Genomic DNA, 2,313 nt, shown 5'->3' with positions numbered 1-2,313 from the left:
GAGATGTCTCGTGGGCTCGGAGATGTGTATAAGAGACAGCTCGTAGGCTGGGGCCATGACGGAACAGCCCGCTCGGCGTCTTCTCCTGGTGCACGCGCACCCGGACGACGAGTCCATCAACAACGGCGCGACCATGGCCAGGTACGCGGCCGAGGGGGCCCGGGTGACCCTGGTCACCTGCACCCTCGGCGAGCGTGGCGAGGTCATCCCGCCGCAGCTCCGGCATCTGACCGGCGCCGCCCTCGCCGAGGAGCGGGAGCGCGAGCTGGCCCGGGCCATGGACCGGCTCGGTGTCCGGGACTTCGGCCTCCTCGGCGGCCGCGGCCGGTACCAGGACTCCGGAATGATGGGCACCGCCGACAACGACAACCCGCACTGCTTCTGGCGGGCCGACGTCGACGAGGCGGCCGGGCATCTCGTCGAGGTGATCCTGGAGGCGCGCCCCCAGGTCCTCGTCACCTACGACGAGCACGGCGGGTACGGACACCCCGACCACATCCAGGCGCACCGCGTCGCCATGCGCGCCGTCGAGCTCGCCGCCGACGCCGGATGGCCGATCCCCAAGGTCTACTGGAACCGCCTACCGCGCGCGGTCGGTGAGCAGGCCTTCGCCCGGCTCCACGCCGACCTGCCCGGCCTCCCCTTCACCCGGACCGCCGTCCTCGACGACGTACCGGGCGTGGTGGACGACGAGCGGATCACCACCGAGATCGACGGCACCGCCCACGCCGCCGCCAAGAGCGCCGCGATGGCCGCGCACGCGACCCAGATCGACGTCCGCGGGTCCTACTTCGCGCTCTCCAACGAACTCGCGCAACCCCTGTTCACCACCGAGTACTACGAACTGGTGAGAGGGGAACCCGGGGACACCAGGGAGACCGACCTGTTCTCCGGGATCGAGGATGCGGCATGAGCGACCGTACGCCGATGCTGGCCCAGCCCCTGCAGCGCCCCTCCGCCGGACGGGCCGCCGCCTACCTCGGCCTTTTCGTGCTCGGGGCGGTGGTGGGGCTCGCCGGATCACTGGTGCAGGGGGGCTGGTTCCCCGGCGGGCTGCTGCTCGCGCTGCTGGGTGAGGCCGGGCTGCTGCTCGGCGGGGCCCGTGCCGTCGGCAGCCGCGCCGGAGCCGTCGCGCCCGCCGCCGGCTGGATGGTCGCCGTCATCTTCCTGACCGCCAGCCGTCCGGAGGGCGACTTCGTCTTCGCCGCGGGAAGTGGCTCCTATCTCTTCCTGCTCGGTGGCATGGCTGTCGCTGTGATCTGCGCCACCCTTGGGCAGGGGCGGCAACCGGGCGGCGACGGCGTCCGACTTGGCAAGTGACGTACCACTTCTCCGCATCGCGCGCGTGCGAGTCCCGTGTGGGTTTCCCCGGCGGTCGTGGGATACAGGCCAGAAGTGGCCAGTATGGTGGTGCGCGCCGCCGACGCCCGAAGCAGTGAGGTCGAAACGGGCGGCGGAGCCAACCGGGAGAACCTGCCTTGAGTCGTGAAACTGACAGTCCGTCCTCCGGGCCCAACGGGCGCGGCGGAGCCGCCTACCCCTCGGGCACGCCGCCGTACGGGACGCCCATGGCTTCCGACGGCGGTCCGGACGCGGGCCGTTCGGCCACGCAGCCGGAAGAACGCAAGACCGAGACCACGCTGACGACCCGGATCCGGATCAACATCCCCGGTTCCCGGCCCATTCCACCGGTCGTCGTGCGTCAGCCCGTCGCGGACACGGAGAGTTCCGGCAGCAGCGGTCCCGAGACCGAGGCACCGACGCCGAGTCCCTCCTCGACGACCGGCACGGTCGAACTGCCCGCCGAACCCGGTCAGCCGGCCGCCGACGAGAAGGCCAGCGACTGGTTCGCGCCCCGCAAGTCCGGCCCCGCCAAGCCCCCTCAGGCAGGCGGCGGCACCAACGGCGCCGGTCTGCCGGGCGGTTCGGGCGCGGGTGCGGGCGCTCCCGCGGCATCCGGTCCCCGTCAGGGCGGTTCCGGTGCGGCCTCGTCCGGCGGTGCGCGCCCCGGGGCCGGGCGCCCCGGCGGGGTGGTCGGTTCCATGAGCGTGCCGGGCGGCTCCCGTCCCGGCGCCACCAACGGCGCCGGACTGCCCGGTGCCACCGGCGGCCCGGTGGCACCGGGCCACGGCGGTGGCACCGGCTCCTTCGATGTCACCGAGGCGCTCAACGGCGGCCAGCGCGGCACCGAACCCCGCCGCGACGAGCTCCCGTACTTCGCCGAGAACGGCAGCGGCTCCGGCTCCCCGGCCGGGGAGAACGGCCAGGGCGGCTTCGGCACGCAGGGCGGCCCGCCCACCCAGGGCGGCCCCG

General features: G+C 73.5%; 2 protein-coding genes and 1 pseudogene. All 3 read left to right on the top strand.

Annotation, left to right across the window (positions count from 1 at the left end):
• Positions 1-55 precede the first annotated feature (55 nt).
• Complete coding sequence (gene mshB, locus EHS43_RS42770) at positions 56-913, top strand: N-acetyl-1-D-myo-inositol-2-amino-2-deoxy-alpha-D-glucopyranoside deacetylase (RefSeq protein WP_125195846.1); 858 nt, start codon at positions 56-58, stop codon at positions 911-913.
• Complete coding sequence (locus tag EHS43_RS42765; RefSeq protein ID WP_125195845.1) at positions 910-1,320, top strand: DUF6113 family protein; 411 nt, start codon at positions 910-912, stop codon at positions 1,318-1,320. The genes mshB and EHS43_RS42765 overlap by 4 nt, the downstream gene beginning before the upstream one ends.
• A 158-nt stretch (positions 1,321-1,478) precedes the next feature.
• A pseudogene (locus EHS43_RS42760) lies at positions 1,479-2,313 on the top strand (hypothetical protein); the annotation flags it as partial.

This window comes from Streptomyces sp. RP5T (assembly GCF_003933965.1).
Taxonomy (GTDB): Bacteria; Actinomycetota; Actinomycetes; order Streptomycetales; family Streptomycetaceae; genus Streptomyces.
This window is presented reverse-complemented; position numbering and strand designations above follow the sequence as displayed.